27 protein-coding genes and 1 pseudogene are annotated in these 26,848 nt (G+C 60.4%); 11 read left to right on the forward strand and 17 right to left on the reverse strand.

From position 1 onward, the window contains the following. Nucleotides 1-351 precede the first annotated feature (351 nt). Nucleotides 352-1,833 carry an FAD-dependent monooxygenase gene (locus FXB40_RS11290; protein ID WP_210352151.1) on the reverse strand — a complete coding sequence of 494 codons (1,482 nt, stop codon included), beginning with the start codon at nucleotides 1,831-1,833 and terminating at the stop codon, nucleotides 352-354. 84 nt (nucleotides 1,834-1,917) lie between these two features. Between FXB40_RS11290 and FXB40_RS11295 the strand changes: the two genes are divergently transcribed. Continuing rightward, entirely contained in the window at nucleotides 1,918-2,571 is a 654-nt protein-coding gene (locus FXB40_RS11295; RefSeq protein WP_210352152.1) for a TetR/AcrR family transcriptional regulator C-terminal domain-containing protein, read from the forward strand. 99 nt (nucleotides 2,572-2,670) lie between these two features. Here FXB40_RS11295 and FXB40_RS11300 read toward each other — a convergent pair whose 3' ends face one another. Further along, on the reverse strand, nucleotides 2,671-3,006 hold the full coding sequence (locus FXB40_RS11300; RefSeq protein WP_246207532.1) for an antibiotic biosynthesis monooxygenase family protein: 336 nt from the start codon (nucleotides 3,004-3,006) through the stop codon (nucleotides 2,671-2,673). Between the two features lie 170 nt (nucleotides 3,007-3,176). Further along, a complete protein-coding gene (locus FXB40_RS11305) occupies nucleotides 3,177-4,172 on the reverse strand; it encodes a zinc-dependent alcohol dehydrogenase family protein (RefSeq protein ID WP_148772287.1) in 996 nt (331 codons plus the stop codon). A 119-nt stretch (nucleotides 4,173-4,291) separates the two neighbouring features. Between FXB40_RS11305 and FXB40_RS11310 the strand changes: the two genes are divergently transcribed. Then, complete coding sequence (locus tag FXB40_RS11310; protein ID WP_210352153.1) at nucleotides 4,292-5,212, forward strand: LysR family transcriptional regulator; 921 nt, start codon at nucleotides 4,292-4,294, stop codon at nucleotides 5,210-5,212. 302 nt (nucleotides 5,213-5,514) lie between these two features. Here the strand turns inward: FXB40_RS11310 and FXB40_RS11320 are convergent, their stop codons facing one another. The 5 genes from FXB40_RS11320 to FXB40_RS11335 form a co-directional block, all read right to left on the reverse strand. Beyond that, nucleotides 5,515-6,147, reverse strand: coding sequence for a cyclic GMP-AMP synthase DncV-like nucleotidyltransferase (locus FXB40_RS11320; RefSeq protein WP_148772288.1), 633 nt, complete (start codon nucleotides 6,145-6,147; stop codon nucleotides 5,515-5,517). After that, nucleotides 6,104-6,349 (reverse strand): hypothetical protein, encoded by a 246-nt coding sequence (locus FXB40_RS11325; RefSeq protein ID WP_148772289.1) that lies wholly within the window; start codon nucleotides 6,347-6,349, stop codon nucleotides 6,104-6,106. Before FXB40_RS11325 ends, FXB40_RS11320 begins: the two co-directional genes overlap by 44 nt. Next, a complete protein-coding gene (locus FXB40_RS47790; RefSeq protein WP_246207534.1) occupies nucleotides 6,346-6,867 on the reverse strand; it encodes an SAVED domain-containing protein in 522 nt (173 codons plus the stop codon). Before FXB40_RS47790 ends, FXB40_RS11325 begins: the two co-directional genes overlap by 4 nt. 41 nt (nucleotides 6,868-6,908) lie before the next feature. Further along, nucleotides 6,909-7,358 carry a hypothetical protein gene (locus FXB40_RS47795; protein WP_187436800.1) on the reverse strand — a complete coding sequence of 150 codons (450 nt, stop codon included), beginning with the start codon at nucleotides 7,356-7,358 and terminating at the stop codon, nucleotides 6,909-6,911. A 664-nt stretch (nucleotides 7,359-8,022) separates the two neighbouring features. Beyond that, on the reverse strand, nucleotides 8,023-8,271 hold the full coding sequence (locus FXB40_RS11335; RefSeq protein ID WP_148772291.1) for a hypothetical protein: 249 nt from the start codon (nucleotides 8,269-8,271) through the stop codon (nucleotides 8,023-8,025). Between the two features lie 70 nt (nucleotides 8,272-8,341). On the opposite strand from FXB40_RS11335, the gene FXB40_RS11340 reads away from it, so the two are divergent. Beyond that, nucleotides 8,342-8,593, forward strand: a complete 252-nt coding sequence (locus FXB40_RS11340) for a hypothetical protein (RefSeq protein WP_148772292.1) — start codon at nucleotides 8,342-8,344, stop codon at nucleotides 8,591-8,593. Nucleotides 8,594-8,995: 402 nt separating this feature from the next. On the opposite strand, the gene FXB40_RS11345 is transcribed toward FXB40_RS11340, so the two are convergent. Then, nucleotides 8,996-9,331: a hypothetical protein gene (locus tag FXB40_RS11345; RefSeq protein ID WP_148772293.1), complete on the reverse strand. Its 336-nt coding sequence runs from the start codon at nucleotides 9,329-9,331 to the stop codon at nucleotides 8,996-8,998. 172 nt (nucleotides 9,332-9,503) lie between these two features. Between FXB40_RS11345 and FXB40_RS11350 the strand changes: the two genes are divergently transcribed. Together FXB40_RS11350 and FXB40_RS11355 are read left to right on the forward strand one after the other, a co-directional pair. Next, on the forward strand, nucleotides 9,504-9,845 hold the full coding sequence (locus FXB40_RS11350; RefSeq protein ID WP_148772294.1) for a P27 family phage terminase small subunit: 342 nt from the start codon (nucleotides 9,504-9,506) through the stop codon (nucleotides 9,843-9,845). 272 nt (nucleotides 9,846-10,117) lie between these two features. Continuing rightward, nucleotides 10,118-10,516 carry a hypothetical protein gene (locus tag FXB40_RS11355; RefSeq protein ID WP_148772295.1) on the forward strand — a complete coding sequence of 133 codons (399 nt, stop codon included), beginning with the start codon at nucleotides 10,118-10,120 and terminating at the stop codon, nucleotides 10,514-10,516. A 246-nt stretch (nucleotides 10,517-10,762) separates the two neighbouring features. Here the strand turns inward: FXB40_RS11355 and FXB40_RS11360 are convergent, their stop codons facing one another. The 4 genes from FXB40_RS11360 to FXB40_RS11375 all read right to left on the reverse strand — a co-directional run bounded on the left by FXB40_RS11360 (nucleotide 10,763) and on the right by FXB40_RS11375 (nucleotide 15,710). Next, nucleotides 10,763-11,686, reverse strand: coding sequence for a MerR family transcriptional regulator (locus FXB40_RS11360; RefSeq protein WP_148772296.1), 924 nt, complete (start codon nucleotides 11,684-11,686; stop codon nucleotides 10,763-10,765). 122 nt (nucleotides 11,687-11,808) lie between these two features. Beyond that, nucleotides 11,809-12,636: a patatin-like phospholipase family protein gene (locus FXB40_RS11365; protein WP_148772297.1), complete on the reverse strand. Its 828-nt coding sequence runs from the start codon at nucleotides 12,634-12,636 to the stop codon at nucleotides 11,809-11,811. Nucleotides 12,637-12,880: 244 nt separating this feature from the next. Next, nucleotides 12,881-14,638, reverse strand: coding sequence for an FAD-binding oxidoreductase (locus FXB40_RS11370; RefSeq protein WP_210352154.1), 1,758 nt, complete (start codon nucleotides 14,636-14,638; stop codon nucleotides 12,881-12,883). 772 nt (nucleotides 14,639-15,410) lie between these two features. Next, nucleotides 15,411-15,710, reverse strand: a complete 300-nt coding sequence (locus tag FXB40_RS11375; protein WP_148772299.1) for a PRC-barrel domain-containing protein — start codon at nucleotides 15,708-15,710, stop codon at nucleotides 15,411-15,413. A gap of 484 nt (nucleotides 15,711-16,194) precedes the next feature. Here FXB40_RS11375 and FXB40_RS11380 point away from each other — a divergent pair. The 3 genes and pseudogenes from FXB40_RS11380 to FXB40_RS49865 form a co-directional block, all read left to right on the forward strand. Further along, nucleotides 16,195-17,363, forward strand: a pseudogene (locus tag FXB40_RS11380) (KUP/HAK/KT family potassium transporter); the annotation flags it as partial. 189 nt (nucleotides 17,364-17,552) lie between these two features. Further along, nucleotides 17,553-17,963, forward strand: coding sequence for a KUP/HAK/KT family potassium transporter (locus FXB40_RS50360; RefSeq protein ID WP_430647088.1), 411 nt, complete (start codon nucleotides 17,553-17,555; stop codon nucleotides 17,961-17,963). Between the two features lie 91 nt (nucleotides 17,964-18,054). Then, the gene (locus tag FXB40_RS49865) at nucleotides 18,055-18,186 is read left to right on the forward strand and encodes a hypothetical protein (protein ID WP_283812894.1); all 132 of its coding nucleotides are present in this window, start codon (nucleotides 18,055-18,057) and stop codon (nucleotides 18,184-18,186) included. 437 nt (nucleotides 18,187-18,623) lie between these two features. Here the strand turns inward: FXB40_RS49865 and FXB40_RS11390 are convergent, their stop codons facing one another. Further along, a complete protein-coding gene (locus FXB40_RS11390) occupies nucleotides 18,624-18,839 on the reverse strand; it encodes a hypothetical protein (protein WP_148772301.1) in 216 nt (71 codons plus the stop codon). Between the two features lie 423 nt (nucleotides 18,840-19,262). On the opposite strand from FXB40_RS11390, the gene FXB40_RS11395 reads away from it, so the two are divergent. From FXB40_RS11395 to FXB40_RS11405, 3 genes are read left to right on the forward strand one after another with little or no spacing between them, the layout of a single operon-like run. Next, nucleotides 19,263-20,654 (forward strand): c-type cytochrome, encoded by a 1,392-nt coding sequence (locus tag FXB40_RS11395; RefSeq protein ID WP_148772302.1) that lies wholly within the window; start codon nucleotides 19,263-19,265, stop codon nucleotides 20,652-20,654. Continuing rightward, nucleotides 20,651-21,145: a (2Fe-2S)-binding protein gene (locus FXB40_RS11400; RefSeq protein ID WP_148772303.1), complete on the forward strand. Its 495-nt coding sequence runs from the start codon at nucleotides 20,651-20,653 to the stop codon at nucleotides 21,143-21,145. The genes FXB40_RS11395 and FXB40_RS11400 overlap by 4 nt, the downstream gene beginning before the upstream one ends. After that, nucleotides 21,145-23,394, forward strand: coding sequence for a xanthine dehydrogenase family protein molybdopterin-binding subunit (locus FXB40_RS11405; RefSeq protein WP_187436801.1), 2,250 nt, complete (start codon nucleotides 21,145-21,147; stop codon nucleotides 23,392-23,394). The genes FXB40_RS11400 and FXB40_RS11405 overlap by 1 nt, the downstream gene beginning before the upstream one ends. A gap of 261 nt (nucleotides 23,395-23,655) precedes the next feature. Here FXB40_RS11405 and FXB40_RS11410 read toward each other — a convergent pair whose 3' ends face one another. The 3 genes from FXB40_RS11410 to FXB40_RS11420 form a co-directional block, all read right to left on the reverse strand. Beyond that, complete coding sequence (locus tag FXB40_RS11410; RefSeq protein ID WP_148772305.1) at nucleotides 23,656-23,922, reverse strand: hypothetical protein; 267 nt, start codon at nucleotides 23,920-23,922, stop codon at nucleotides 23,656-23,658. A 289-nt stretch (nucleotides 23,923-24,211) separates the two neighbouring features. Beyond that, the gene (locus FXB40_RS11415) at nucleotides 24,212-24,466 is read right to left on the reverse strand and encodes a hypothetical protein (protein ID WP_148772306.1); all 255 of its coding nucleotides are present in this window, start codon (nucleotides 24,464-24,466) and stop codon (nucleotides 24,212-24,214) included. 143 nt (nucleotides 24,467-24,609) lie between these two features. Beyond that, nucleotides 24,610-26,781 (reverse strand): carboxypeptidase-like regulatory domain-containing protein, encoded by a 2,172-nt coding sequence (locus FXB40_RS11420; protein ID WP_148772307.1) that lies wholly within the window; start codon nucleotides 26,779-26,781, stop codon nucleotides 24,610-24,612. Nucleotides 26,782-26,848: the final 67 nt, after the last annotated feature.

Raw genomic sequence — 26,848 nt, forward strand, 5'->3', positions numbered from 1 at the left:
AAGGCGTCGTGAGAACCACAGCGGGCCAGAACCAATAGGGCGTTCTGTTGTGAGCTAGAGATGAGGGAAATGCTGACCAGCATCCAGCTCGAGGGTGTGGCTTTCACGCGTGCCGACAGGAGCGTTTCCCACTTGGGCGATATCGCCGGATTGTGCTCGACACCGCATAGAAGTGGGTTTGGAGCGCCCGATGGCGACCGTTAGTCTTTCGCCGCAAAGCTCGTTGGATTGTTCTCAGGCATAAACAACTTCTATCTTCCCGTGCTCGATACCTTGGCGATAGTATTTAGAAGCACATCCTCGGAGGTTTGGTACGCCGTCGCGATCCTAAACGCCGGCCCGCGCGCACAATCACGCGGCGGCCTCGAAGTCGTCTGACTCGTATAGGATGCGCACATGGGCGAGGTAGCCGTCCGGACGGACAAGCATTGAAGCGAATTTGCCGAGCAGGCCGTCGTTGGCGCCGGGTGCCAGGCTGACGATGTTGATTGCGTCCCTGACGGGGGTTGCGTTGCTCTCCGCAGCGACTTGCAACAGGACCCAGCGGCCTTCTTGGAGATAGTGGTAGAGGGTCGTGCGCGCGCCGCCCCTCAGTACAAGATTCGCGTCGGAAAGACGATGCCCGCTCACACCTTTCCGATGTTCCCAATTGTGCGCCGCCTCAAACAGCGGTTCTGGATAGGCGACTCCAAAGCCGGAGAGCTGGTCCGAGAGCTGACGGTTGACCTGCGGCAAGCGAAGAAAGCCGCTGAGCATGCGCCGCAGCGCCAATGCCGGAGGATCAAATGAGGAGAAGAGCGCGAATTGCGCAAGCGTGTCCTCTTGGAGCGCCTCGCCGATCGGTCTACGTTCTGACTGATAGCTATCGAGTATCTCGTCAGACGCGGTACCGTGTATAACACTCGCCAGTTTCCAGCCGAGATTCATGGCGTCCTGGATGCCGACGTTCATGCCCTGACCGCCCATCGGCGGGTTGATGTGAGCGGCATCGCCAGCTAGGAAAATCCGCCCTTTCCGATAGCACTCGGCGAGGCGCGATTCATCGGTGAAGCGCGACATCCAAACAGGATCGCGCGGACGGAGATCCCCGCCGAAAATGCGGGCCGCGCAAGCCGCGACCTCGGCGAGCGATACCGGCTCGGAGGATGCTGAATAGGGTGACGATGCATCAATGACGCCAATTCTGTGATGAACACCATCGCCACGTGGCGCGAGAACCAAACCACCAGCTTCGTTGACCAGGGTGAGGACTGGTTTTTCTGGTGGCGCATCAAGCGCAACGTCTGCCAATGTCATTGTATGCCGTGCCGGATGTCCGACAAAATCGATTGCTAAAGCATGCCTTACCATGCTGCGCGCGCCATCGGCCCCAGCGGCGTAGCGGGCAGCAAAGACGAACGGCGTCTCCCCAGTCCGGCCCCGTATGATGACGCTCTCGGCATTCTGCTCAACCTGTTCCACAAGGTGGCCACGCCTGATGTCCACGCCCAATTCCAGTGCACGCTCCTCGATGAGCCTCTCGGTCGTCGCCTGTGGCAGGAACAGCGTGAAGGGAAAGTGCGATTCCAATGTCGAGAAATCAAGCAGCGTATCCAGTCCTCCGAAGAAAAAGACGGGGTTCGGACGACCTTGTGAGAGGAAGCGCTCCGCGATCCCACGTAGGGCGAACACTTCCAGGGTTCGAGCGTGGATCGTCAATGCGCGGGATTGAGTGACGCGTTCGGTGCGCCGTTCCAGCACGAGGACTTTCACTTTTGCCAGCGCCAGCTCACAAGCTAGCCATAGTCCAACCGGTCCGCCGCCAACGACGACAACGTCGAATTCATTGCTCACGATCATCTCTCCACGTATCTTACGACGTAAGACCACGTCCCTTACGATGTAAGGCATAGTCTAACAGTGTTAGGGAGATCAAGCGTGGCGGCCGGTGCAGGCATTCAACAACAGGTGATCGTAGGGGCGGCGCTGACCTTGCTTGATGAGGTTGGACTGGAGGGTCTCACGATGCGGCGACTCGCCACCGCCTTGAAGATTCAGGCGCCTTCGCTTTATTGGCATTTCCCCAACAAGCAGGCCTTGTTAGACGCCATGGCGGATGCCATTTTTGGCGGCGTGTCGCTGCCGCGGAATCGCAAGGGCAAGACTTGGGACGAGCGGCTGAAGGGTGTCTTTCGTGCCATCCGGAGGGCATTTCTCGCCCACCGCGACGGTGCTCGAGTTTTCGCGGGCACGTATGTTCCTACCGACAACGTGCTTCGAGTCGTCGAAGCCATGATGGCGCTAATGCAGGAAGCTGGCGCCTCGCCAGAGCTTTCATCCGACGGAGCCTTCAGTCTTGTATACTACGTGCTGGGTTTCACGATGGAGGAACAGGGGCTGGATCCGCGAACAGGTGGGCCGCTCGATCTCGCAGACCGGCAAGCGAAGTTCGCAAAGCTTGCGGCGGTGAAGTACCCAAGCATCCACGCGGCATTACACCGTATGTTCGACGACGATCTCAACGATCGCTTCGAAGCGGGACTCGACCTCCTGATCAGCGGGCTAAAGGCCCGGATCGATATCCGGTCGTAGTTGGCTTCTCGCGACCTGCCGGCTGAGGCCGATGTCTTCGTACCGGAACGTCGCGATCTAGATGGCTGGCATATCGGATGCAGCAAAACCTCAGTCGCTTCAGTTCGGGTCGTCGGCGGGTGCGTAGGTTTGCACCACCTCGTAGATGCCGGGTTCAAACTTGGCGATGGTCAGAGCCTCCTGAAAAAACGGGAGCGGGGTAGGGTCCTGACGCATCGCTTGATAATCATCGATGCTCCGCCATTGTGCGTACATCGTCACCTTGGTCCCGTCGGTGCTGCGATGGAGAGTTGCAGAAACAAACCCCGGCGCCCCGCGCACTGAAACCTCTGTGGCTTCGTTTAGAAGTTCAATAAGCCGTCGTTGGTTGGCCGGCTCAACCGTGAACACGTTGATCAACGTTATCAGGCCGCTTTCCTTCGAAATGGTAGTCATCATGTCCCTCCGAGCAGAGCCCTTGTTCTTGCAGTAGGCTTTCGTCCAGCCAGCAACTCGAGTCGAGACAAACTCCTGAACCGCTTCACTCCCTTATGGGCGGTGCGGAGAAGCCTCAAGGCAGTTGACCGACACTCTTTCAGCTATGCGAGTCCGAGATCGGCAAGAGATCAGTGCCGAATAACGACCTTGCCCACGATATTACGCGCGCCGTAGTGTGCGATCGCTGTCCTTGCGTCGTCGAATGCGTAAACGCTGTCGATGACTGGCCGGATGCCATGCTGTTCCATCGCCCGGCACGTGTCCTCGAGGTCTCGGCGGCTTCCAACTGTCACAGCGCGGAAGCCGACGCGGCTCCTGAACATCGTCATGAAGTCGACGCTACCTTCATGTCCTGCCAGGATGCCAATGATGGAGATGTCCGCTCCGGGCGCCGAGGCCTTCATCGACTGGGGCAGGGTAGCTGGGCCGCCCACCTCGACAACGCGATCGACGCCGCGGCCGCTGGTGAGTTCGCGAACCGCATCACCCCACTCGGGCGTCGCATTGTAATTGATGACATCGTGCGCGCCGAGCCTGCGAAGCATCTCGGCCTTCTCATCGCTGGAGGTCGTCGAAATCACCTTGGCACCAAGGGCTGTAGCCAACTGCACTGCGAACAGTGACACACCACCGGTGCCTTGAGTGAGCACCACATCGCCGGCCCGCACACCCTCAAGTGCCGACCATGCGGTCACAGCAGCGCAGGAAAGCGTAGCGCCTTCCTCGAAGCTCATGTGAGATGGCATAGGAACAAGGATCTCCGCGCTGACCACCTTGTATTCCGTCAGCCAGCCATCGTGATCGACGCTCCACTGCTCGGCTCGCGTGTTCAGCGTTCCACCAAACCAGTTGGGAAGGAAGGAATTGACGACCTTGTCGCCGACTCGGAATCGCTTGACGCCTTCGCCGAGCGCTTCGATTTCGCCGGCGCCATCCGACAACGGCACGCGGCCAATTTGAATCGGTGGCTGATACTGGCCAGCAAAAATTATCAGATCCCGGAAGTTGAGCGAGGACGCCCTGACGCGGACCAGGACTTCACCTCGACCAACCCTTTGAAGCTCGCTCTCTTTGATGATCAGGCTGTCAGGTCCGCCAAAACTGTTGATGTGGAATGAACGCATGGCTCTTGCTCCTCGACGTGATGTCTTGTGGTTTCCGTCTACCGGGAGCATGATTGTTTGATAATCGGCCTATATTGGTACAAGCTGTGCAACCAGGCTTCACAATAGATCGAGCGCGTATGGACGGCGTGGTCATGTTTCTGGCCGTCGCCGAGCTGCGGGGGTTTCGGGCCGCTGCCACGCGTCTTGGCGTGACGCCGTCCGCTGTCAGCCAAGCCATTCGCAACCTTGAGGCTCGGATCGGCTCGCCTCTTTTTGTGCGGACGACCAGAAGCGTAAACCTGACTGAAGCAGGCGAACGGCTTCTCGCCCACGCGCGGCCGGCTGCGGATATGTTGAGCGCCGGCATAGACGCCGCTGGCGGGTTAGGCGATGACGCACGGGGCAGGCTACGAATCAACGCGCCGCGGCCGGCGCTGCCGTTGCTGATCAACCGCCTGCTGCCCGATTTTCTGGCTGCCCACCCAAAGATCCAGCTCGAACTCGTTGGCGAGGATCGTCCGATCGATATCGTCGCGGAGGGGTATGACGCAGGTATACGGCTCGGCGATTTCGTCGAAATGGATATGGTTTCCGTTCGTCTGACGCTGGCCGAGCGGTTTGTCGTGGTGGGAACGCCGAGCCTCTTCAAGGCGCAGGGCCGGCCGGTCCGCCCCGAAGATCTGCAGCGCTTCCGGTGCATCCTTTATCGGACCGATGCGAGTGGTGCGGACCACTGGCGATTTTTCGTTCGAGGGCGGCCTGTCACGATCGCGGTCACGGGTCCCTTGGTGATCTCCGATGTTGATCTGTGCATCAGGGCGGCACTGCGCGGTGTTGGACTGTTTCGCCTGCCACGTTCGCTCGTGATGCCCTATCTGGATGCGGGAGCGCTTGAGACAGTGCTCGATGCTTTTGGCGAGGATGTGCCAGGCCTCTCGCTCTATCACCCAAGTCGCAGCCAGGCGCTGCCCAAATTGCGCGCCTTTATCGAGTTTGCGGTCACTCGCCTGCGTCATCCCGTGAACGCAACCGACTATCTACCGATGGCAGCGGATTAGCAGCCTAGGCTATTGGGCGGCGTCGAGGATCCGCAGCTCTGGCAGGGCATCGGCTTGTGTTCAAGTGTCTGCAGAACGGCGTCATCCGCCTCTGATATCAGGAAGCGGGCACGTCCCGTCTCTGACGCGCCGGCACCGGTTACGACTGAGCCTTGGCGGTAGCGGCCGCACTCCAGAGGGAGCCGGGATTAACGCGATCGGGGCAAAGCTCCAGCAGCTTGTCGTAGAGTTCCACCGGAGTTTTCGTCGACTCATTCAGCCGGATGAAATCGCGAATGTATCCAACTGCGCCTTGAACCGCTTCACTTGGTTTGCGATTTCGGAGTTGGCCGTGAACTCGGATCTATCAACGGGATTGTACACCGTCGAATCGTCGAATCTAATGCGAGACAATTCCTCAGGGCGACGACCCTATCGTAGAGGGCGACGTCGTCGCGCTCGAAGCTGGGACGGTAGCATTCGACGACTAGGCTCGAGACGATCAGGCCCCCGGGCAGGCTCCATGATGGTCGCGACCGAGTAGACCATTTCAGGAAACGCACTATTCGTCGAAGTTGACCTTCCGGCACCTTGGTCAGCAGACCGAGAGACGGGCTCTTTGTGGCGACGGCCTTCCTGAACCAATCGTTTATTTCCTGAGGATTGCGCTCTTTCCAGTCGGTGCTCGCGTGCTCGATCTTCTCCCGGCCGAAATCGTCGCTGTAGCTGCGGAAAACCGCGAAGTCGACGTGATAGCCCTCCGCGTACCAGACGGTGACGGCGTTGGTGCGCGCCGACGGCTCCTGAGTGAAGTTGGTGCAGCGCTTGCCGAGCGCGTCCGCGACGCGCTGCCGGGCGGCGCGCGGGTCTTCCGGGAGGGCATTTCTTTGGAACAGCAACGCCACATCGATGTCATAGTCGTTGTCGTCGCGCGGATCCTGATTGAGGGTGTGCATCGCGTAGACCACCCTGATTCTGCCAATTGTATGGATGTGGTCGCGGACGCTTCGACTCTTCCGCGAGATCGTCCAGCCCGTTCTTCAAGCGGGTGATGTTCAGGTCCCGGTGGCCGGCCAGTTTCTTCCGGCGCTCGCTGCCGAGCCGGACATGCTTGTCGTAGAAGGCCTGCAGATCGGCGCTCAGGTCGAACATAGTCATGTGTAGATTGCCACCATTTCTTCCGGCTTGCTTTCCCTCGTTACCTCCACGCTCCAAGCGTACGCAGGCGTCGTGTTCGCGGTGTAGTTGTAGACGACGACCGGATCTTGGATCGTCCTGCTGATGCGACGGCCGAGGGTGAAGCCGAGCCCGACCGGGCCGGAGTAGAAGACGTGAACGACGACATTGCTCGGAAGCTCGGCGTGAATCTCGTCGAGGAGCTTGCGGAACGCAGAACTTATTTCTTCGACCTGACCGTAGTGAGTGACCTTGTCGATGCCCGGTTTGCCGATGGAAATGGAGTAGTCGCGGTAGGGGCCGGCGACGACCTCGGCCACGTGATCGGGCCGCACCGCATAGCTGACTTCCACGCGGATCACGCAGGCGATCGGGTGAGGAGGATCTATCGTCCGCGCCCTCGTCACGCCGAGATTTAGTCCGGCGCCCACTTGGAGCTCGCGCCAGGTACCCGTCTCGCGGTGAAGGTCGAAAAGAGCGACCTGCGGAAAGGAAGACACGCCGCATCCCGCCAGCAACTGAAGTGGGATGTGCACGATGCCTAGTAACCGAGCGCCGACGAAGAGTCGGCTTTCAAGATACCGGTGAGCTCCGTGATCATCCGTTGCTGCTGCCGTATTGCGCCGACGGGATCGAAGGCGCCAAGACTGAGGAAGTTGGACTGGTCGCAGTCGTAGGTGACTACCTTCCTGCCCCGCATCATGCGCGGGAGCGCGCCCGGAGGGAGAGGTGTGGTGAGCGGCCGAAAGGATTGATGCCGAATGGCGACGAATTGTCCTGCGAACTTCCCTGACGATGTCAGATGCCCAATCAGGACGATGGTGCCCCCCAGGAGCACGCAGGCCGCGCCGACCCACCAGGGTGCGTTCAGAGATAATCCGAGGCCATAGGTCCGGTTCACGTACGCGAGGGCAGCGTCCTTCCAGCCTGGCGAGAGGAGCACCACGCCGACGAGAACGATCGGTAGTGCGATCTTGCCGTGAAGAGGCATTCCTTCCTCGTCCCCGAGCCAAGCCCCTCAGATACTTCCATAGGCTCTTCATGGACGGTCATGTATGGCACGGACGTCCAATCAACTAGAGTGCACCACCCATCTATATGGGGGTGCAGCGGTGCAGCATGTCAAAAAATAGGGTGCCGCAAAATTAGGGTGCTGCGGCCCGGGTAGGGCCGGGCCGCTGGGACCGCGTTGGCGAGGCCGTGCAACGGCTTTGGTGTTGGGGGGTCGGTAAGGGAGGCTGTCGAATGCGCGCCCTACGCGGCCCGCCTAGCGTCTCGGCAGCGGTTCGCCGGCTGTACGGTCCAGCGGTTGGTGCGGCCTGGCAAGCCCTGTCGCGCCGGGAGGCGCGTCGTTACTTGCCGTACGGGTGTTGACGGACTCGATGGTGATTGCAGATGCAACCACAATGGCGGTGGCCAACGCGAGGGCAAACAAAACAACGGCCGGCCGATGTTGATCCATCGATAATCCTCCGCGACCATGTCTAACGCGCTGGGGAGGCCGTAGGTTCATTTAGGGGTTGGCCGGTGTTAAGTAAGCCTCGCTGCCAATTGACGCGCCACGGCCTACACCAACGGCTGGCTGGCGGCCTTTAGCTCGTCGCGCAGCCTCCCTACGTCCTAGTCGTGGATGGCCCGAGTATCTCTCAGGGTGTCTAGCACCTTTCGAGCGTCTGTGGTGTCGTGGCCGCACCGATGCAGGTCCGCAACCACAGCATCTTGGCGTGCAACAAGGCGCCTGCCTTCCGCAGCGTGCCGTTCGGCTTGATCAAGGTGCTGTTGAAGCGTGGCTGGGTCCATTCGCCGAGAACGCGAATGGCCGGTTCTTGGTTCGATGGCGCGCGCTGAGTACGGAAAACGGCACGATCCGTTTCAGAAAGCAAAAAGAGAATTTCTTTCTCCATCCCGATTCTAGGAACGGCTTTATTTTAGTCCCGTTGGGCTTTTTTCGTACAGCCAACCCAAGGAGTTCCAATGAAAAAGATCGTCGTCGCCACCGCCGCCCTTGCCCTGATGTGCGGCTCCGCCTTCGCGCAGGGTACGGTCAACCAATCGGGTAATTCGAAGCCCGGCACTGAGCCGTCCGGCCAGGAGAGAGGCTCCACGACCAACGGCACGACCGGCATGAGCAACGACGGCATGTCCAAGCAGGGCATGTCGCAGAGCGGCATGAAGAAGGACTCCATGCACAAGGAAGGCATGAAGAAGGACGGAACGTCCAAGTAAGCCAGGCTCCTCACGGTCTGCGACCAACCGCGTTGCCTTGCCCGGCAGCGCGGTTTCTATTTGCTTAGCAGGGCGAAGCGAGCTTTGCGTCGGTTGTGGGGTATGTGCGGTACTTCCTAACGATCCTGGAAAGATTCGCTTTGGATCAATCAGGGCACGTTCACAGCAGGAAGTGGTGCCGTGGCTAGCGGCTTGAATGGACCGTTATAAACGGCGGCCATCGCCACAAACGCGACGACCAGAACAATAATGGCGCGCATGATAAGGCTCCGCATGAGCGGCAAATCTAAGCAGGCGCGCGCAACAGAATTGTGAACTAGACCACAAGAGCATTCGTTGTTTTTGCAACTGCGAAGGGTACCTGCTGTCGTCCCTACACTTCTTGCGAAGATGGCGCAATAGCTAGACAGGCAGACGCAGCCAGATGTCTTTGCTGGATAGGGTACCGGCCGGAGTGGCTATTTCCATGTCGACGACGCGAAACGAACTCGGCCGATCTTCATAAAGGTTGCGCAGGCGCCAAACCGGTCCGAGTTCGGGGGTTATCGCAAAATCGTCTAGTGCGCTCGTGATGTTGTGAACTGCATCGCGTCGCGCGATCGGTGCGGAGAACATCGCGTCTAGCAATGCGGCCAAACTCATACCGTCGACCAACATGGCCCGTGCAACTTCGTCGCCATGAGCAAGCCGGAGGGCTGTCACGATGACGGCAATAGATTCCGGGTGCTTCAAAGACATGCAGGATAATACTCCGGCTGCGGTGCAGGCGCGAGCGCTTGCGCATTGCAACGGGCCGGAGGGTAGGGGGGGCGTCTCATCCCTACCGCTTTGAGGGCTTGGACCGGCCATCAACAAGATTCACACGCGGGGGTCCCGCGTTTATTTCAGATTCTAGACCAAAAGGAATTGTATGACCAAATCGAACAAGACGGCGCCGGCTGCGCCGAAACATTTGCGCAAAGAGTCCGGCGAGTCCTTCAAGCACGTGATGCGCGACTACGACCTAGACGAACATCACGTTATCCTGCTGACGAAGGCCTGCGAAGCGCTCGACCGAGTCGAAGAAGCCCGATCGGCGATTAAGACGCACGGCATGACATACACGGACCGGTTCGGAACGCCCCGCGCGCGGCCAGAGATTGCAATCGAGCGCGATAATCGAACCGCCGTGGCTCGCCTGTTTCGCGAATTGGGTCTCGACCTGGCCGGCGATGGCAAGACGGCTCCCGCAGCCCTGCCGGCGAACCGCTGATGCCGGTTCGCAAGCGCAATCTATCGCGTCGTACTGCCCTTAGCAGCGCCGCGCAGGCATGGCTCCGTGGAGAACCATGCGGGTTCTTTAAATTCAAACCACAAGACGAACTCGCGGCCCTGTGGGCGGACTACGGAGACCATGAGAACATGATTTGGGAAAGCCGATATTGTCTACCGGCGAAATTGGAAGAGACATCGTAGGGAAAGGCGAGCCGTCGCAACTATGTCAGATTTCGAGCGTTGGGTGCTATGGCTATCCAAGGAGTGGTGATGACAGAGTCCGTTGATTCCAACCGGCGAATCTTGCCGTGGCTAGTAGTTGCGCTGGTTGTCGTGCTCGCGGCAGGCGGTTTTGTTTGGATGAACCGCGAAATACAGGCGCTACAAACAGCGACTGCATCGCATCAAGATGATCCCAGCGTTGAGCAGGCCAAACAGACGGTGGCCGAGCTTCAGAAGGCCGTTCAAGATGTTCAGGCGGCCCAACAAAAGTTTGCCGATCAACTGACTGACCTACAGCGCAAAGTTGCGGGAGAGGGCGGTGAGCGCAAGCTCATGTCGGATCAATTGGGCTCAATCAGCGCGCGCGTAGATGCGCTGGCATCCGCAAATGCTGAAAGCGTTGCTAATACGCAGCCAGCGCGACGAGACCAGCGTACTACGCGATAAAGACGTTCGCGGTTGGTTCAGAACCGGAAATTGTTTTCCGAAAACGGGCAAAACTTTCCGCGAACATCATAGATCAAGAGAACGAACCGAGACGCGTCAACGCTGGTGACCGAGTCCAATTCCGAGGCTTGATGCCTTCATCCGTAGAGAAGGGACGCTTCGCTTCGTCTGCTTCGAGATTTTTGTCACAGGTGTTCGCGCCTTTGAATGGGCGCGCAAACTGCCGTTGGGCGCCTGCAGTTGCGATTAGGCGGCAGATTCCAATAGAGGCGTCATTGCTTCATGACTCCAAAGCCATTCGCCGGCGGCTGCTCGTGCGCTGTCATGGCCGCGAAGCGTCAACACGAGTTCCTGATAGCGCCGAGCGCGCTTGCGATGCGTCCGTGCCCAATCGATGAAGTCACCGTCGGCATCGCGCCGCATGACTCGTGCCAGCCCGGTGAGCCACTCCCGTGCAATGGCGACTGCATTCGTGGATGTCGGCAGATCTCCATTCGCAATTGCCTGACGGGCCTTGGCCAAGGTCTCTTCGGAAACGGCGGTATACGCAGCTAGATCAAACTCGCCCTTCCACACGAGCGCCATTTCGCTTCTCATCGTCTCGGTGAAAGACTCTTCTGTGAGCATCTTAATGATTTCGTTACAGGCATCGATCTGTTCGGGCGTTGGCTCCTCTGGAAGCTCGGGCGTGCTCGCCTCTATCATTTGCGTCTTCCAAGCATCGTCGACTTGAAATCCATCGACAACCTTGTCGATGAAACTCTCAATCATCTTTCGTAGCTGCGCTTGCGAAAGAGTCGTGATGGCCCACAACTTTCTAAGATCGGATGCGGCGGGCTCAGACGCTCTGAGCGTCGCGCGCACCACGGCGGCGATACGCCGACGCGAGGCGATCTCGGCTTCGAGAGTTCCAAGCCGCATCTGTAGGACTTCGGTGAGTGTCAGGGCGTGCGACAGTATCTTCCGAATGGTCTTGAGACCGACGCCAGTGTCGCGTAACGCACGAATTAAGTCGAGGCGAGCTAGATCACCTTCAGAGTAAACTCGGTATCCATTCGAGCTTCGCCCCATAGGTGGAAGCAATCCCTTGTCCGAATAGAATCGGATGCGTCGTACTGACACGCCGCTGAGCTCAGAGATTTCACCGATGGTGTAGCTGTTACCAGTCATCGATTCTACATACCGTATTCACCGAGTGTATGGTCAGTGTTATTGATTGCGTTTTCAACAGAGTCTCTGGAGATCCGCCTGGGAAGCTGCCGTAAGAACCCAAAGGTTCCCGTTGATTGGTTTCAGTCTGCTTGCTCCCAACTGGAACGGATGGCTTCAAATCGCGGCTGCGCCTGGCGCTGGCCGAACGCATAGGCGTCGGGAACGAGCGTAACGTCGAGCATCCTGGTACCGTTTCCAGTCAATTCGCGAAAGGCTGCGCTAGGCGCAACGATCTCAACCGTCGCGCCTTCGCGGCGCAGCCCGTCGATCTCTGTCAATAGGACCTTGTTAAGCGTTCTGTAGGCATCCGGCGTCCCTGGCCCGGAGACCAAGTCGATGCATGAAACCACAACCACGCTGACACAGCCAGACGCGACGTCGGCGTTCAGAATGCTCCGCACACCGCCGTCCATGTAACGATCGTCTCCGATCGTGATCGGGGGCCACATGCCGGGCAACGCCGCACTCGCCGCGACGGCGCGCTCCAGAGGCACGCCCGCTGATGCATCCCACACCTTAAACCGGCCCGTGCGCGTACTGACCGTCGTCGCCCGGAAGCTCGGCGGCCATGGCTGCCTCTTGATCGCAGCGAAAGTCTCTCGTGCGAGCGAAGTGTCTTCGCTAATGGTTGGTGCAGCGAGCGCCATGCGACCGATTTGTATACGTTCCGTCTCCGGAGTGGGCGAGTTCGCGGCGCGGATCGTACCAGCCATCAATGCCTGCAATCCTGCCATGACTGCGGCTGAGGGTAAGCTGACGGCCGTAGCATCGGCCGCGAAGTTCATCGCAATGGGGTCGAGGCCGAGGGCTAGTCGCGCGCCGACGACGGCGCCGGCAGACGTGCCAACGATGAGATCTGCCTCCCGCAGATCAATGCCCTCGGCCAGCAGACCGGCCGCGATCCCCATCTACCACGCGCGTCCGACCGGGCCACCTCCACCCAGTACGAGCGCCTTGCCTCGCAGAGCGCGTGGCTCAGTCGCGTGATCGTTCATTCGTCGATCTCCGTCGCTGCCCGTGCTCCCTCACCAGGCCACGGTTGCGTAGGCGCGCCGACATCTCCCCGTCCCAGGGCCCGCTTCCGGAAGAGGACTGGGGAGGGCAAAGCTCGGCGCATGTTGGCCAGATTAATCTATTCATGCCGGCGTGCTTTCAAAGCCGAGTAAAGCCATCGGCGCTCCACTCCTCGCTGCCGACGCCATTGTGCACGAAGAACAGCCCGTCGGGATCGTATTTGGCTTTGACGGCGCGAAGCCGCGCGTAGTTGTCACCCCAGTACGCAGTCTGCCACCGCGGATTGAAGTAATTGCTTTCGGACACATAGGATCCTGCGTCTGGCGCGATTCGAAGCAACTCGGCGGCGGCGAGATCGATCGCACGCGCGTCTTTTCGCGCCGCGACCTCGTCGATCGGCGGTTGCGCGAGCCCGGGATAGCGAGCGCCCTCGCCGTCGGCGATGATGGCCAGCGCAAAGGCCGTCGTCGCCGCCGGGTTGGTGGCGGTGTCCTTGGCGGCGGCGATCGCCTCGTCCGGGCCGCCGGCCAATCCCTTGTTGAAATGCAGAGCCACTTTCTTGGGACGGCTGGCGGCGAACAGCGCGTCGGCGAGGCGGCCGGGCTCTTGCAGCAAGGACGCCGGCAGCCAGACCGACTCGTATCCGTGGAAGAACGCGCCGACCTGCTCCTGATCGCCGCGCCACCAGCCGTGAAATTTGGGCGCGCCGGGGCGCGGGTCTGGGACAAAGAAGGGAAGGACCCCGTTATCCCAAAAGCGCCGCGCCGGAAGTACTCCGGTCCCGGACGGCGATTTGAAGGAAAACTCCAGCGGCGACGCGTTCGCCCAGTCGAAGAAGGGCCGCCACGCCGCTTCCGCTTGGTCCTTGTCGAGACCCTGGCAGACCATGCTGATAGTGATCGCATTGTCGGGCGCGAAGCTGACCGTTTCGCCCCAGTGCGGATTGAAAAGGTTTTCTGCATACGACCCGACAAAGCGCTCGATCAGGCGCCGAAACGCCTTGTCCGATCGCGCCTGGATTGTTCCCCGTGCGCCGCCGAAGAAGGCTGGCAGCTCGTGCGTGCGCAACGTGAGCCGAGTCACCACGCCCCAACTTCCGCCGCCGCCGCCCTTCAGCGCCCAGAACAGGTCCGGATTGACGCAAGGGTTTGCGATGCGGACCGCCCCGTCCGCGGTGACGACCTCCGCCTCCAGCAAGCCTCCGGCGGCCGCGCCGAACCCTTTCGAGAAGCTGCCGAAACCGCCGCTCTGGATCAGCCCGGCGACGCCGACATCCGTGCAGCCGCCGCCTTGCACGTAGCGGCCGGCCTCGCTGGTCACGGCGTGATAGAGATCGATCCAGACGGCGCCGGCTCCGGCGGTGACCGCGGGAGACGGCGCGATTTTGCCTTCGCAAGCCTGCGGCGTGAAGGCGTCGTGCAGCGTCACCTGGTTCATCGCGCGCGTCCAGATCAGCAGCGAATCCGGCGCGTTCGACGTCCCTTGATAGGAGTGGCCGGCGCCCTTCACGACCAGGCGCAGACGATTGTCGCGGGCGAAGTTCACCGCCGCCGCGACGTCGGCGCTGGATCGCGCCTTCACCGCATAGGTGCTCGGCGCCGGCGTCCAGGCGTCGAGCCAGCCGGAGACTTGGGTGCCGCCGGGCTGGTCGCCGATATAGAACGGATTGTGAATATCGGCGAGCGCGTGCGTGCAGGCGGCGCCTTGGGGGTCGGCGGCGCAAGCGCCGAATGGTGGCTCGACCGCGATCAGATTGCCGCCAACCGCCTCCTTCAACTTGGCCCAGCTTTCGGCGCTCGGCCAGGCGGGGTCGCCGGGCCTGACGCGGCTGAAGCCGGAGGCCGCGGCGGCGTTGGCTGCAGCCCGAGACAGCAAATCGGGGTGCAGGGCGATCATCGCCGCCATCCCTTTGAGCAGACTTCGTCTGTGCATTCGCATCCCTTACCTTTCTGGGCGCTTACTGGGCGCGGCGGCCTTGCACTGATCGCTGACACGGGCCCTCCCTGCCAACCGCCGCAGCGCCCAACCCAACGTCGATCTTGTCTGCGCGCCACACTCTACGAGAGTGATCGTATACAGAGAGGTGGAGCGAGATTTCGGTTCGTATCTCTCAGCGTCTTCCAGACAAGCCGCTCCGGCTCTCACCTTCACTCGCCTAAGGCCGTGTAGCCCATCGACCGCTTAGGTTCGGGTTTCCAAAAGCGCCCTAAAGCTACGACGGGCGTACAGGCGGCCCGCGTGCGCTAGTCGTAGCCCATCGACCCTACAGCTGTCAGACCACTCGATCTTGGAGATACAATACCGTCTCCACCAAGTGGAGGGTCAAGCCTGCTCGGCCCAACGTCTCGACGACGATTTGCAGAATTAGCGTCAACAGTGCGGGCGGTGCGAGATTTGGATACCTCCTCTATGCCAACCTGGGTATATCTTGTTCGACCAATCGCAAGAATCGGGTGTTGTGAGCCCCCGCAACCAACGATTATTGCGATACCCGATCCCAGGAACAGACGTTCCATCTTGATGCAAACTCGCCTTCGGATATTCCATAATGAAGGTTATGCGAATCAACAAATGGCTGTCAAATCAATATCTTGTATTCATTTTTGCAAATTCGAACGGCGCCTGATTATGAGAATTACTTGCCCGCTGACATTGCAACCCATTCCGTTCAAAGTCCCATACCGAAAGGATCTTCGGGAAGTGAGGAAGCCTTCAATTGCTTCCGCGTGAGGTTCACCCGATAGGCCGCGAGTTGACGGTCGTAGTCGAGCCGATTCCAGGGAAGTAGATAACGACCTGCAACAAATCCGAATTTTCCGACGCTCATGACCACAAGAGAGATCGCACCACTCATTTGATCGATGGCGGCGCTCTCGATCGATCCGATCTGATCCCCGTCCGGGCCTATAACGGCGATGCCTTCCAACTGAACAGACGAAGAGCTGGATGACTGGATGGAATTGTTCATGATCGTCTCCACTTCCGATAGGTTGAGGCGCGTCGTATGATCGCCGGCCCCTCGTCCAGTTCGGACAGCTTCGTATAGTTGCCTTAGGATCGAATTAGCCTTTCGTGAAGTTTTGCTGAAGAAACCGCGGCGCGAAGAAGGCGTTATCGGCACTCAATCGCCGGTGGCGACTACCTGGAGCCTATTGCGGAAATTCCCGAGCCGCACGCGTTCACGACCAATATCAGGACCGGCAAACGGATTTCATTACGGCAGTGAGGACGTAGGCCTGCGGCTAGAACATAGGGCGAAATCTGCTTAGGTTTCCTTATCGAGCTCATTTTGCAGAAGCAGCATGCCCAGTCATACGATTTCCGCGCTGTCCGGCCACACGGGGTTTGCGGGAGCTCCTCAGGAACGCGGGGAGCAAAGCGCCAGTCCGGCCACCCTGCTGCTGGCCCTCGGCATCGTCTATGGCGATCTCGGCACCACTCCGCTGTATACGATGCAGACCATCGTGCATCTGCTGGGTTCCGACTTCTCCGCGGACGCGGCGCTTGGCACCCTATCCCTGATCGTGTGGGCGCTCATCATCACCATTTCAATCAAGTACAGCGTGTTTGTAATGCGCCCGACAATCATGGCGAAGGCGGCATTCTCGCGCTGATGGCAATGACGGGCGCACACTGGTCGGGGCGCGGCCGGTGGCTGATCATCGCCGGTCTGTTTGGAGCCGCTCTGGTGTATGGCGACGGCATCATCACGCCGGCAATTTCGGTCCTGAGCGCGGTGGAAGGCCTCAATGTCGCAACTGAGGTGTTCAAGCCTTACACCATGCCGATCGCCGTTCTCATCCTCCTGGCGTTGTTTGCGGCTCAAAGCCGTGGGACAGCCACCGTCGGGCGCGCGTTCGGACCGGTAATGCTGCTGTGGTTCGTCACCATGGGCCTGCTTGGCGCGGTCAATATCGCCGCCCATCCTCAGGTTCTTGCCGCGCTCGATCCAATTCATGGGATCAAGCTGCTGACCATGCATGCCGGTCTCGGCTTTACGCTCTTGGGAGGGGTGTTTCTGGCGGTGACCGGGGGTGAGGCGTTGTATGCCGACATGGGCCATGTCGGACGGACTCCGATCCGTCTCGCCTGGTACGGTCTGGTGCTGCCGGCCCTCATCCTGAACTACGCGGGCCAGGTCGCGCATATGATCGCGCAGCCCGACCTTCAGGCGAATCTGTTTTTCAGCCTGGCACCACCCTGGGCGCTTTATCCGCTGGTTGTGTTGGCCACACTGGCCACCATCATCGCCAGCCAAGCGATCATTACCGGCTCTTTCTCGATGACGCGCCAGGCGATGCAGCTTGGATGGTTTCCCGGCCTCTGGATTTCGCAAACGTCCGCCGACCAGTACGGACAGATTTACGTTCCATTCGTCAACTGGACGATGGCAGCCCTGACCCTCGTGCTCACGGCAAGCTTTGGCAGTTCGGACCGGCTTGCGGGGGCCTATGGTACGGCCGTTTCAACCACCATGGTGCTGACCACGTTCCTGCTCGTTCGGGTCATGACGGTTCGCTGGCACTGGAGCGTTCTGAAATCCCTCGCCGTCGCCGGGCCTTTGCTGTTCGTCGACGTTGCCTTCTTCGGGGCCAATCTGCTGAAGATCGCAGAAGGCGGCTGGATCCCACTCAGCTTCGGGCTGTTAGTTTTCCTGATCATGACCACTTGGCACTACGGGGTCACCGCGATCCGTCGTCGGAATACCGCGCACGCGGAATCACCCTCGGAGTTCCTGCATCGGCTAGAAGAGGAAAAGATCGCGCGCGTGTCCGGGACCGGGGTTTTCTTCACCCGGCTTGGGAAAGGCATGCCGCCGATCATCGTCAATCATGTGACCCAGACGCACTCTCTGTTTGAGACCGTGATCGCGCTGACGGTCAGCTTCGAAGCCGTGCCGCGGATCAGGCAACTCGATCGCATCAGAAGCGACAAGCTCGGCGAGGGAATTTGGCACGTCAACGTTCACTTCGGCTTTGTCGAGATTCCCGACCTCCCAACCGTGATCTCTCAGGCGAGGCACGAGGGATTACCCGCATGGGAGAGGCCCACCTACTACGTCGAACGAGTGGATGCCGTGAGCCGCCCGAAACGCCCGCTTCTTTCCAAATGGAGGGTCGCTCTGTTCGCTTTGATGTCCCGTAACTCAGCCCACGCCGTCGATCGTTTCAGGATTCCTATCAGTCGGCTGGTCGAAATAGGCCGCCGCATCGAGCTCTGACGAGCCGCGAAAAGACTAAGAACGGAATATGTGTGATCAAGATTGCCCCCTCGCCGCTTGCGAACAATACCCTGGCTTGGCGATCGGCATCGTGACCCCACGCCGATTTAAACCCGCGGTTCAGTTCGGCTGGATCCATGCCATGGCGCGCCCTTCCCAGAACACGCTCTATGTCGGCGAGCTCCTGAACTGGCGCGTGCAGAAGCTTCTGCTGAAGCCCTGAGTTCTGCGTTATCGGTATAGGCGTCTGGTTTGATGCGCATCGAGCGCCTGCTGCTTCTTGGCCTACGCGACCAGGTCCACGGATTGCAAGGAAAGCCGTCCTACCCGGCGCCATTGCTCGAGAGAACTCGATCCAGTCATACTAATAAGGCTTTCCTGCAGAAGAATTCCCCAGACGCGGTCGAGCGGTGAGGTCCCGTCGGTGATATCCTTGCTCACACACATCTTTGCGGATCCGAGCGCTGACCGAGCGGACGGCGCGCTTCTTGCGCCAGCTTCCGTTCAAATCAAGTGGGATGGAACGATCCCGGGGAACGACGAGTAGGTCGTTACGGTCGTTCACGTAGACGTCGTACATGGAAGCCCTCATCTCGAGCGACTTTAGCCCGAGGCCCGATCCGCTTGGTGACTTGGGCGCCACACTCCCGCGAAAGCGGTTCAAGCTACTTTTCTGCGCGACAGCTTGCGAAGGGCTTGTCGGGCCACGATCTCCAGGGCAGTGAGCGTATGCTGGCCCCGCCGTGCCGCGCGAACCAGCCGCTCTGCTACGAATTTACGGCTTTCGTGATCGCCGCCATGGTTCGGGAGGTGCCGGCAGACATCGCCGAGGACCACATCCATGTTCGCTAGTGTCCGGTCGTCAAGCTTCCTCATTGGACTGCTCGTTGGAAGAAGTCAGTTCGATGATAGCTGCGCGTCAATGCACCTCACCCGCAGATTGAACTCTCGAGCCGGCAAAAATGGCGTTATCAAATGCTAACCGGTTCCGCGGGCCTGCACCTCGTCCCCGCTTTCCACATTGAACCTCACGTGGCCTCAGCTGCCGGCCTCTTTTCTCCGGCGCGTCTTTGGAAGTGCAGGATGTGAGCATAAACGAGCTACGATGGGATGCTCCCTGTCTGTCGAGCGGTGTAGAACACTGCTCCCCGGTTAACCGTCAGCCCGGGCACAGTGCGTCGCTGTGAGGGAACGCGCCTGGCGGCTAGGGCGTGTTCGAGAAGGAACCGCGCCTTGGGAGCCAGAGAGGAACCCGCTACTTCGCGCGACGTTGTCGGCTCAGGCTCGACGAGCGTGTGGATGATTTTACGTAACCTTATGGGTTTGGTCGTTGTGCTTGGAGCGCTCTCGGCCGGCGGCTTCAGCGTGTACGCTTGGCGCTCCGAGATTCCGGAAGTTGCGCCAGCACAGCCATCCCGCTTCGACCCGGAGCTTGTCCGGCGAGGCGCAGGGCTTGCGGCGGTCGGGAATTGCAACAGCTGCCATACCAGAACGGGTGGTCCGAGTTTCGCCGGCGGACTGCGCATCCCGACCCAATTCGGGTCCATCTATACGACCAACATCACACCTGACCCTGAGACGGGCATCGGCCTTTGGTCGGAAGCAGCGTTTGAGAGGGCGATGCGCGATGGAGTGGATCGCCTGGGTCGGCACCTGTATCCCGCCTTCCCCTACGACCACTTCACCCACGTCACCGACGAGGATATCAGGGCGCTTTATGCTTACTTCATGACCCGCCAGCCGGCGCACGCGACGCCACGCGCCAACGAGCTCCGGTTTCCTTTTGACCAGCGAATTCTTCTGGCCGGTTGGAAGCTCCTCTTCTTCCGCAAGGGTGTCTTTCAGCCGGATGAGCGACATGATCGCAGATGGAATCGAGGCGCCTACCTTGTCGAGGGCCTTGCACATTGCGGTGGCTGTCACACACCGCGGAATACTCTTGGAGCCGAACGCGGCAACGATGCCTATGACGGCGGTGAGGCCGAAGGCTGGACAGCCTATGCGCTGAACGTCGACTCACCCTCCCCGGTCCCATGGGACAAGGACGCCCTGTTTCAATATCTGCGTCACGGCTGGCATGAGGCTCACGGCATGGCACGCGGCCCGATGGCACCGGTCGTCGACAATCTAAACGCTTTGGAAGATGATGACCTGTTGGCCGTCGTCACGTACATCGCCGCTGTCGTCGGCACTCCCTCGCCAGAGCGCGCCCGACGGGGAAGATCTGTGCTCGAACAGACGAGCGGAAATGGCGCGACGTTAACGAGCGACAGCGCTGCGCCGAGCGGAGCCACGAACGAGAGATCCGAGGGCGCAGCCATCTACGTCACAACCTGCGCACCCTGCCACGAGAGCAGCCGGCCGCTGCCATATGGCGGAATCAATCTCGCGAGAAGCACAGGGCCAAACGGCCCAACCGCCCGTAATCTTGTCAATGTGATCCTGTGGGGTCTACCTCCCTCAGATGGTCAACGCAGCCCGATCATGCCGGGCTTCAACAACGCGATGACCGACGACCAGGTGCGGGCGCTGGTGACGTACGTCCGGCAGCGATTTGGCCATGGTCCAACTTGGACCAACGTCGATCAGGACATTCGCGACGCGCGAGCTGGAAACTTCAAGGTCGGAATTTACCCCGCACCCGGCACCGACCCTGCGTCGGGCGTGATTAGCCAGCGGGAAGTGCGATGATCAAGCTCACCGTCAATGGCCACGAGCACGAGCTCGAAACAGAACCTGACACCCCCCTGCTCTACGTTCTTCGGGATGAGCTCGCGCTGAGCGGGGCGAAATTCGGGTGTGGCCTCGGCCAATGCGGCGCATGCACCGTCATGCTCGATGGAAAAGCAGTGTTTTCGTGTTTGACGCCCTTGCTGCTCGCCGCCGGCAAGAACGTGACGACGGTCGAAGGGCTGGGCACTCTGGAAGCTCCAGGGCCCTTGCAGCGAGCGTTCATCGAGGAGCAGGCCGCTCAGTGCGGATATTGTATCGCCGGCATGATGATGCGAGCCCAGGCGCTGCTGGTCAAAAACTCCAGTCCGACGGACGCCGAGATCCGAGCTGCGATGGAGCCGAACCTTTGTCGTTGCGGCACGCACATGCGGATTTTGCGGGCGATCAAACGGGCAGCCGCGCTGATTAAAACGGCGGATGCGGGCGCGGCCGGGAGGGCGAGACCGTGATGAACAGCGTGATTCTTTCTCGTCGTCGTGTCCTTGCAGGCGCCGGGGCACTGGTCGTCAGCTTCGGGGCGGCACATGCGATCGGGCAGGAAGGCAATACAGCGCAGGACATGCAGTCAGGAGCGCGCGTGTCCCCACCTGCGCCTTTGCCTGGGAGCCTCAAGGACGCACCTCTGCTCGATAGCTGGATCCGCATCGACGGCGATGGCGGGATTACGGTGTTTACGGGCAAAGTCGAACTTGGCCAGGGCATCAAGACCTCACTTTTGCAAGTGGCCGCCGAGCAGCTGAGCGTTCCCCTGCAGGCGCTCAAACTACAGACGGCGGATACCGCCCTCACCCCGAACGAAGGATTCACCGCAGGCAGCCATTCGATGCAGGACAGCGGCACTGCCATCATGCATGCTGCAGCACAGAGCCGGATCATCCTAGTCGGTGAAGCCGGCCGCCGGCTTGGGCTTCCGCCCGACCAACTCGAGGCCAAGGACGGGTTCGTGCAGGCCCCGGATGGGCGAAAGCTCTCGTACGGCGAGCTGGTCTCCGAGCAGATTTTGCATGTCCGGGCGCAGCCGAGTTCGCCGTTGAAGCACCCGAACAGCTTCAGCGTTATGAACACCCCCGTCCGTCGGGCGGATATTCCCGCAATGGTCACCGGCGCCCCCGCCTATGTCCAGGATATGCGTCCTCCGGGCATGGTCCATGCGCGTGTCGTCCGCCCGCCGAGCTACGAGGCCCAGCTTGTATCAGTGGACTCCGAGGCGGTCGAAAACGCGCCCGGCGTGCTTAAGGTCGTGCGGGATGGCAATTTCCTCGCGGTGATCGCTGTCAGTGAGTACCAGGCGGTAAAAGCCATGCGACTTCTCGCTGCGGCAGCGCGCTGGGACGAGAAGTCGGCCTTGCCGAGGCTCTCCGACTTGCCGAATGCCATTCTCTCTCTTCCGTCCCAGGACTCCGAAATACTCAGGCAAGGTCAGCCTGAAAGCAGCAGCGGTGGGCGAAAACTCGAGGCCAAATACACCAAACCATATCATTCGCATGGCTCAATCGGACCTTCTTGTGCGATAGCTGAAGCCAGCGGCGACCAAGTGACCGTCTGGACCCACACCCAGGGCGTGTTCCCCGACCGGGATGCCATCGCCGGGATGCTGCATCTTCCGAAGGAGAACGTCCGCTGCATCCATGCCGAAGGATCCGGCTGCTACGGACACAACGGGGCGGACGATGCCGCAGGCGACGCGGCGCTCATTGCACGTGCCTACCCGAACGTGCCGGTGCGCGTTCAATGGATGCGTGAACAAGAGCATGCGTGGGAGCCTTACGGACCGGCGATGGTGACCCATCTGGCCGCGTCCTTGGGCGACGACGGCTCGATCAGAGACTGGCAACACGAGGTCTGGAGCAACACCCACTCCATGCGGCCCGGAGGCGCAGGCGCGCTGTTGGCGGCGCAGCATATGGCGGACCGGGTCCCGGCGCCGCCTCCAAAGCCGCTGCCGTTGCCAGAGGGAGGCGGAGATCGCAACGCGATACCGCTTTACAAATTCCCGAACGCGCGCGTCGTGCACCACTTCCTTCCCGCGATGCCGTTGCGGGTCTCCGCGCTTCGTGCGCTCGGCGCCTACATGAACGTGTTCTCAATCGAGAGCTTCATGGACGAGCTTGCGGAAGCCGTGGGCACCGATTCCGTTGAATTCCGACTCAAACACCTCGAGGATCAACGCGCTCGCGACACCGTGGCAAAAGCAGCGGAGAAATTCAATTGGAGCGCTTTCCAAAAGAGAGCCGGTCGGGGCCGCGGGTTCGGCTTCGCTCGCTACAAGAACCTGGCGGCTTATTGCGCGATTGCCGCCGAGGTCGAAGTCGATCGGGATAGCGGACGCGCCAAGCTGGTTCGGGCAGTTGCGGCGGTCGACAGCGGGCAGATCGTCAATCCCGACGGGCTGGTAAACCAAGTCGAAGGCGCCATCCTGCAGTCAACGAGCTGGACCCTTTACGAGAGCGTCAGCTTCGACGACACCCGCATCACCAGCATTGACTGGGCGACCTATCCGATCATGCGATTTGCACAGGTACCCGAGAGCATTGAAGTTCATCTGATCAACCGGCCGGGGCAGCCTTTTCTTGGAGCCGGCGAAACCGCCCAAGGCCCGGCGGCGGGTGCGGTGGCCAATGCCGTGGCGCATGCAATTGGCAAACGGATACGCGATCTCCCGCTTAGCGGCGAGCGAATTAGGCAGGCATCGATGTAATAGAATGTACGCGGCATGCTCGGTTTGCAAGGCTCGCTTCGAATTCGATCTCTCTTCGTGGGCTCACGGTAACTCGCCGAATGGGCACACGCCTGGGGAGGTAGATCAGCCGTCTGAGCTGCCAACGCTACGAAACTTGCTCTGCGGCGCAAGGTCGGCCCTTGTCAATGGCTGGGCGGGGCCGTGCTCGATCTTCGAGCCTCTCGAGCAGGTTTGGCGAACGGGCCCAGTTCGTCCGAGCCTTCAGCGAATGTGCTTCATCTACATGGACGGCGCGCTTACGCGCTGCCCTGCTTCGGCCGCCTCGTTCAACGCCAGGCAACGACGAGCACGCTCGATCTGCGCCGTGGAGGCCCTGTGACTACGGGCATACATCTCCGCCACCGCCGCCGAATACTTCGCAACGTAGTGTCTGACTTCTGAGCATGAAATCCGCTCGCCGGGACTTTGATGATGAACGGCATACGCTTCAGAGTTCATCGTCATCAGGAACGGGGCGACGGCTGCGATCCCGCGCGTGACAGTCATTATTATCCCCAGTTGCCAACTTTATCGCACGGAGCTGGCCTGAATCGCTCTGATCGCGCAAATTAACTTTCGCGCAGAAGTGCAAGGTCTTGTGGAGTGTTGCCTTCTGCACACGCCAGAACCGTGGGTTCTGAGCGTTACGCTCGTGGCGCAGCCAATTCGTTGGCTTCTCTAGGACGGTGATGCGGCGGAAGAACCCTTGTTAATTCCGCCCACGTGCGTCCGTCAGCTTCGAGCTTGGTCGTAAATGGCTCGCCGATCGGCGTCGGGACCCCACGCCGATCAACAATCAACCGCGCACTGAGCCTGTTCCCCTGGTTCTTGCGCGGCGCGGCGTGGACTCGACAACGACAGCGTCGTCATAAACGATATCGTCCTGCCATGGTGCCGCGAACAGAAGTTCGAAGTCACGCGCTCGCGCGCCTATACGAAGAAGGACGATCAAGCGTTCGTCGAGCAGAAGAATGGTGCAGTCGTCCGCCGCCTCATGGGCTATGGCCGTTTCGATGGTGTCGCGACCACGCGCTTGATAGGCGCTCTCCATCTATGAAGCGGCACGGCTTTGCGTCAACTTCTTCCAGACGTCGAGAAGGGCCGCGGAGGAGCTAAAGTGATCAAGCGTTATCACCTCGACACCCTACGAGCGTGTGTTGGCACATCCCACGGTGACTGCGGCCGTGTTAGCAATTAGTGCGCAAGGGGGTTCGGACGAAGCTGGAAGTGCACCACTAGGGGACTCGACCGTGTGGCATCGGTCGTTCCCGGCGCGCCTGGATGGAGCGCGTCAATGCCCTCGATATGAACCGGGGTGCGGTTGCCGGACGTCACCCACAACCCGCGCCCCTTCCAGCCCGCGGTGGGATCATCGATCCGCCCGTCGATCTGCTTGGCGAAGAACCCCATCGGATAAGGAACGCGCAGCTCGACGAAGCGGCCATTCACCAGCGCATGCAGTGAATCGGACTGGTTGCCCGTTGCGATCGGGGTATTGGCACCTAACCCGAGGATGTCATGCTGATCGACCCAAAGATAATACGGGTTCTCTGCCGCAGCCGTATCGCCCTGTAGCGGCGGTCCCGGCAACGGATAGAAGCTCCAGCCTTCGGGGCATCTGTCACCCTGCTCCGCTCCGGGACCGTTCAGCGGACCTTTGCATTTGCGGCGATCGAAGCTGCCGATATGGCCGCTGTCGAGCGGGACCCACACGATGCCGTCACGATCAACATCCATGCCGCGGATGCCATAGCCGGGTAGTGGCACTCTGTAGACCTCGGATAATGCGGTGTCAGGCGGATTTGACCCAGGATCGACGCGAATGATGTAGCCAGGATGCGGAAGGCTCGAGCCCCAGATCGAACCATCCAGCAGACTCGCCGAAATGCCGTAGAGACCGAGCGGAATGCGCGTATCCTTGCTTGCATCAACCGGCTGGCCGGGCTCGTTGTAGCCTTCGTCGCGCCTGCCATTGCCGTTGGTGTCGACCACGAGCGCCGTCCAGCCCTGCGCGGCCGCCGCGTCTCGATCCGACCAAAACCTCCTGGTATTCACCCATCCGACGACTGCGTTCTTGCCTTGCGTGTTGTTGCTGAACCAAAGCGTATTCGCTTCGTCCTCGGCGAAGTTCAGATGCTGGGTGCCGAAACAGGTGTCGATGAATGTGAACTTCCCGGTGTGAGGGTCGTAGACCGTCACTTGCCGAGAGTTCTGGCTGAATCCCTCCGGCCTCGCCGTGAGCGGATAGAGCTGGGCTGAACGAAGCGGCGAATCTTTACCGCAATAGACGGGCACTTCCGCCGGCGGCCGCGTTTGCGCCGTGAAATAAATGCGGCCATCGCGGTCCATCGCTGGCGAATGGGCATTGACCTGGCTGTCCCATACTTGCTCGCGTCCGAAGTAGGGTGAAGATGCAAACACGGGGTTGGCCAATGCCGAGCTTGGAGTGCTCTCGGGTTCGCGGACCGGCACGTCGACGACGGTCTTGACGTCGTGCACGGGATCGAGCACCGGCATCGTATTGCTGCTGAGCTCGGTCGCACCATAAAGTGGGCCGTTCGCATTCACCGTCGGCTGCCGCTTGTCCGTTGCCACGAGGTCATGCAGGTAGTGCTTCGGATCGAGCCAGTCGCGTATCGTGACGACGAGATTGCGCTCGAGGCCGATCGGTCGCGACGGTGCAGTTTTTGGAACCTCGCCCGCCTTGATGCGATCGCTCCAGTCCGCAAGCGCAGCGAGGTGGCCACCGTCCGGCGTCAACAGCCGACCCATCGTGCGCACCATGGTTGTCCCGCCGGGCCCGGATTGCAGTCGTCGCGCCCATGCCGCAACACTCGAGCCAAGATGATCGAACTCCGGCGGGACGCTGCGTGTGGCATAGTTCCCGATCTGATGACAATTGCCGCAACCGTTGGTCTTGATGACGTCGAGCCATTGATCGCGGGTCTTGAATTCACGGGGAATGCCGTTGCCATTGGCACCCGTGCCGGGAAATTTCTCCGCACCCGGCGGCTTGAACAGCGAGAACCAATATATCGCGGGATAGTATTGCGCTGCTGCAGCACGATCGGGCGCGATCACCGCGTCCAGCTTCAGCCGTTGGCCTCTCTCACTGCTGACCTTCGATGAGTCGACGAGACCATAGCCGCGGACCCAGACCTGGTAGTGGGCCGCCGGAAGATCCGGAATGATGAAGCGTCCCGCATCGTCGGTCACGACGATCTTGGCGAAGCGCGTGCCGAGATCCCTGGTCTCGGCGATAACCCAAACGCCGCCTTCCGGTCCATTCGCGCTTCTGGCGACGCCACCGATGTCGGTCGCGCCGATGTCGACCGGCGGTGCATCCTGGCGAATCGGTTGTGCCAACACGGACGCCGGAGGCATGAATAGTTGCACGAAAACGACCGCTGCAAACAACCCAACCTGCACTTTC

It is taken from the genome of Bradyrhizobium rifense, from assembly GCF_008123425.1.
Lineage (GTDB): Bacteria > Pseudomonadota > Alphaproteobacteria > Rhizobiales > Xanthobacteraceae > Bradyrhizobium > Bradyrhizobium rifense.

Excerpts from the sequence above, each read along its gene's own strand:
- FXB40_RS11300 (WP_246207532.1), bottom strand. The coding sequence starts at position 3,006 with ATGACTACCATTTCGAAGGAAAGCGGCCTGATAACGTTGATCAACGTG.
- FXB40_RS11305 (WP_148772287.1), bottom strand. The coding sequence starts at position 4,172 with ATGCGTTCATTCCACATCAACAGTTTTGGCGGACCTGACAGCCTGATC.
- FXB40_RS11310 (WP_210352153.1), top strand. The coding sequence starts at position 4,292 with ATGGACGGCGTGGTCATGTTTCTGGCCGTCGCCGAGCTGCGGGGGTTT.
- FXB40_RS11320 (WP_148772288.1), bottom strand. The coding sequence starts at position 6,147 with ATGCACACCCTCAATCAGGATCCGCGCGACGACAACGACTATGACATC.
- FXB40_RS11325 (WP_148772289.1), bottom strand. The coding sequence starts at position 6,349 with ATGACTATGTTCGACCTGAGCGCCGATCTGCAGGCCTTCTACGACAAG.
- FXB40_RS47795 (WP_187436800.1), bottom strand. The coding sequence starts at position 7,358 with ATGCCTCTTCACGGCAAGATCGCACTACCGATCGTTCTCGTCGGCGTG.
- FXB40_RS11335 (WP_148772291.1), bottom strand. The coding sequence starts at position 8,271 with ATGGAGAAAGAAATTCTCTTTTTGCTTTCTGAAACGGATCGTGCCGTT.
- FXB40_RS11340 (WP_148772292.1), top strand. The coding sequence starts at position 8,342 with ATGAAAAAGATCGTCGTCGCCACCGCCGCCCTTGCCCTGATGTGCGGC.
- FXB40_RS11345 (WP_148772293.1), bottom strand. The coding sequence starts at position 9,331 with ATGTCTTTGAAGCACCCGGAATCTATTGCCGTCATCGTGACAGCCCTC.
- FXB40_RS11350 (WP_148772294.1), top strand. The coding sequence starts at position 9,504 with ATGACCAAATCGAACAAGACGGCGCCGGCTGCGCCGAAACATTTGCGC.
- FXB40_RS11355 (WP_148772295.1), top strand. The coding sequence starts at position 10,118 with ATGACAGAGTCCGTTGATTCCAACCGGCGAATCTTGCCGTGGCTAGTA.
- FXB40_RS11360 (WP_148772296.1), bottom strand. The coding sequence starts at position 11,686 with ATGACTGGTAACAGCTACACCATCGGTGAAATCTCTGAGCTCAGCGGC.
- FXB40_RS11365 (WP_148772297.1), bottom strand. The coding sequence starts at position 12,636 with ATGGGGATCGCGGCCGGTCTGCTGGCCGAGGGCATTGATCTGCGGGAG.
- FXB40_RS11370 (WP_210352154.1), bottom strand. The coding sequence starts at position 14,638 with ATGATCGCCCTGCACCCCGATTTGCTGTCTCGGGCTGCAGCCAACGCC.
- FXB40_RS11375 (WP_148772299.1), bottom strand. The coding sequence starts at position 15,710 with ATGAACAATTCCATCCAGTCATCCAGCTCTTCGTCTGTTCAGTTGGAA.
- FXB40_RS50360 (WP_430647088.1), top strand. The coding sequence starts at position 17,553 with ATGCCGCCGATCATCGTCAATCATGTGACCCAGACGCACTCTCTGTTT.
- FXB40_RS11390 (WP_148772301.1), bottom strand. The coding sequence starts at position 18,839 with ATGAGGAAGCTTGACGACCGGACACTAGCGAACATGGATGTGGTCCTC.
- FXB40_RS11395 (WP_148772302.1), top strand. The coding sequence starts at position 19,263 with ATGATTTTACGTAACCTTATGGGTTTGGTCGTTGTGCTTGGAGCGCTC.
- FXB40_RS11400 (WP_148772303.1), top strand. The coding sequence starts at position 20,651 with ATGATCAAGCTCACCGTCAATGGCCACGAGCACGAGCTCGAAACAGAA.
- FXB40_RS11405 (WP_187436801.1), top strand. The coding sequence starts at position 21,145 with ATGAACAGCGTGATTCTTTCTCGTCGTCGTGTCCTTGCAGGCGCCGGG.
- FXB40_RS11410 (WP_148772305.1), bottom strand. The coding sequence starts at position 23,922 with ATGACTGTCACGCGCGGGATCGCAGCCGTCGCCCCGTTCCTGATGACG.
- FXB40_RS11415 (WP_148772306.1), bottom strand. The coding sequence starts at position 24,466 with ATGGAGAGCGCCTATCAAGCGCGTGGTCGCGACACCATCGAAACGGCC.